This is a genomic window from Clostridium tarantellae, from assembly GCF_009295725.1.
Lineage (GTDB): Bacteria > Bacillota > Clostridia > Clostridiales > Clostridiaceae > Sarcina > Sarcina tarantellae.
In genome coordinates this window covers 1-2,374 of record NZ_WHJC01000412.1, presented here as the reverse complement: position 1 = coordinate 2,374, position 2,374 = coordinate 1, and the positions used below count along the sequence as shown (strand labels likewise).

Sequence of the window (2,374 nt, the reverse complement as noted above, 5' to 3'; positions counted from 1 at the left end):
GACATATTATTAGAACAAATAAAAGAGCTTACTTTGTTAGATTAGATTTAAAGATTAAAATATAGATTAAGAAATCATTATATTTAGTGATTTCTTTTTTTTGTTTTTAAATATAAATAAGTTATTTGTTTAATAGAATATCATAAAGAATTTTTAATAGAAATAAAATATATAAAGATTAATAAATATACTTATTAATTTTTATATATTTTAAGAGAAAGGAGCAATAAAATGAGCAAATGTTGTTGTAAAAGTAATTTAGCTTGTAAATATTTAATTCCTAGAAGAGAGGAAAGAGAAATAATAATAATGACAGATTTAAAATTAAATGTTGGTATAGTAAGTTTAAATAATCATGCTATTACATCTGGGAAAGCTATGATTGAACTATTCAGTAAAATTTTTGTAAGTAAAAGTTCACCAGTTATAGCTGAGTTAGTGTTAAATAGTAATACAAAAAAGAGACTAATAGAGGAGCTAATAAGAGATAAAATATTAGAAGTGACTAGTTGTAAACCTACTAAAAAATTATGTGGAAAATTTACTGTAAATAAAGGTGGCATTATAAATGTAGGATCAGCAAATAAACCAGTAAAAGCAGATATTAATGGTGAAGTTTATAAAATAATAATGAACTGTGTTACTATATATTTCTTTAAAGCAAAACAAGAAATGCGTATGATTTCTGAAAGTGCTATAAACTCACAAGCTTCGGTAGTTATGCATAAATCTACTAAAAAAGCATTAATATATCCTAAAATATCTGAAGAATTATATAATTTAAAATTATCTGAAAATGAAGTGGGTTTTTTATCAAGTAATAATTGTTCTGCATGTTCTGCGTGTGGTAGCTGTGGACTTTGTGTTTTTTGTGAAGAGATAAATTTTGCTGTAGCAGCAGCGGCTGCTGTAGCTAGTACTTCAGCAACGAATTTTTAAATAGTAATGGGAGAGAGAATATGATTCCTTTTGTAAAAAAGAAAAATTTAAGCTTACACTTAAATTGTGATGAAGGTATTTTATATTATGACAATAAAGTTAATTATAATAATAATTTTAAAATTAATAATATAAAATTAGCACCTATAATGGCTGCATATTTATTACAATGCAATGGAAAATTAAGCCATGAAGATATAATGAAAAAATTAGAAATTCCTTTTGCTATTTTAGGAGATAAAATATTTGAAGAGCTTAATAAAGCTAAGATTATTGAAGGTGAAGATAGGTTTAATTACTCTAATGAAATAGTGGTAACTGGAGATTTTCAATCATATAGTCCTGTACATGTATCAGTTGAAATTACTGATTATTGTAATTTTCAATGTAAGCATTGTTATGTAGATGCATCTCCAATGGAAAGAAAAGTTGTAGAGTATGATAAACTTATAAAATTATTTAAGATTTTAAAAGAAAATGGAGTTAAAGTTGTTGAATTAACAGGAGGAGAATGCACAACTCATCCACAATTTAAAGAAATTTTAAATTTTTGTTGTACAAATTTTAATCTTGTTTCTATAATAAGCAATGGTTATTTAATAGGGAAGTATAAAGAGTTAGCTGATTTCATAGGTGATTTTAAAAATGCTGTTGTGCAAATTAGTATTGATGGCATGGAAAAGTTTCATAATTATTTTAGAAATAAAAAAGATTCTTTTAAATATGCATGTAAAGCTATAGAGTATTTGAAGAAGAAAAATACTATTGTTAGAGTAGCTTCTGCAATTTCAGAAGAAAATATAGAAGATATAGTATCTTTATATAAGTTATGTAAAAAATTAAATGTAGATAGTTGGGCAACTACAACTATCGAGGACTTTGGAAGAGGTAGCGATTTATATTCTGATAAATTTGGTAGTTATGTAAATAATGAATTAAAAAAGGTTTTAAAACCTTATAGTAATGATAAAATTTTTAATTATAAAATAGAGAATTTAAAGGCTTTTGTTAAAAATAAAGAAGTTAATTGTGGTGGAGGTTGGAAAAGTTTTGCTATAAATGCTACTAGTGGAGAAGTAAGAACTTGTTTATTTTTAAATAAATATAATTCTATAGGTAATATTTATAAGGACAATTATAAAGAAATATTTAATGAAAAAAAAACAAAAGCTTTTAAACAGGCTCCTAGCCCTATGATTGAATTGGATGAATGTAAAGAATGTTTTTATAATAAAGAGTGTAATGGATGTTTTGCAAAAGCATTTAAAATTGCAAAAGAAAAAAATCCTAATTGTCTTTGGAAAAAAAAATATTTTTCAAAATTATAAAGAATAAATCGCAAATTAAATTTAAAATTTAATTTGCGATTTTTTTGTAAATAATAGGGTATAAGATGTTAAATTGTTAAAATAATATTTTTCATAAAGAATATTAT

At 23.8% G+C, this 2,374-nt stretch carries 2 protein-coding genes; both read left to right on the top strand.

What is annotated here, in order from left to right; genetic code table 11:
- The first annotated feature begins 231 nt into the window (after positions 1 to 231).
- Positions 232 to 939: a hypothetical protein gene (locus GBZ86_RS15105; RefSeq protein ID WP_152892024.1), complete on the top strand. Its 708-nt coding sequence runs from the start codon at positions 232 to 234 to the stop codon at positions 937 to 939.
- A gap of 20 nt (positions 940 to 959) precedes the next feature.
- Positions 960 to 2,267 carry a radical SAM/SPASM domain-containing protein gene (locus GBZ86_RS15100; protein WP_152892022.1) on the top strand — a complete coding sequence of 436 codons (1,308 nt, stop codon included), beginning with the start codon at positions 960 to 962 and terminating at the stop codon, positions 2,265 to 2,267.
- The last annotated feature ends 107 nt before the right edge of the window (positions 2,268 to 2,374 follow it).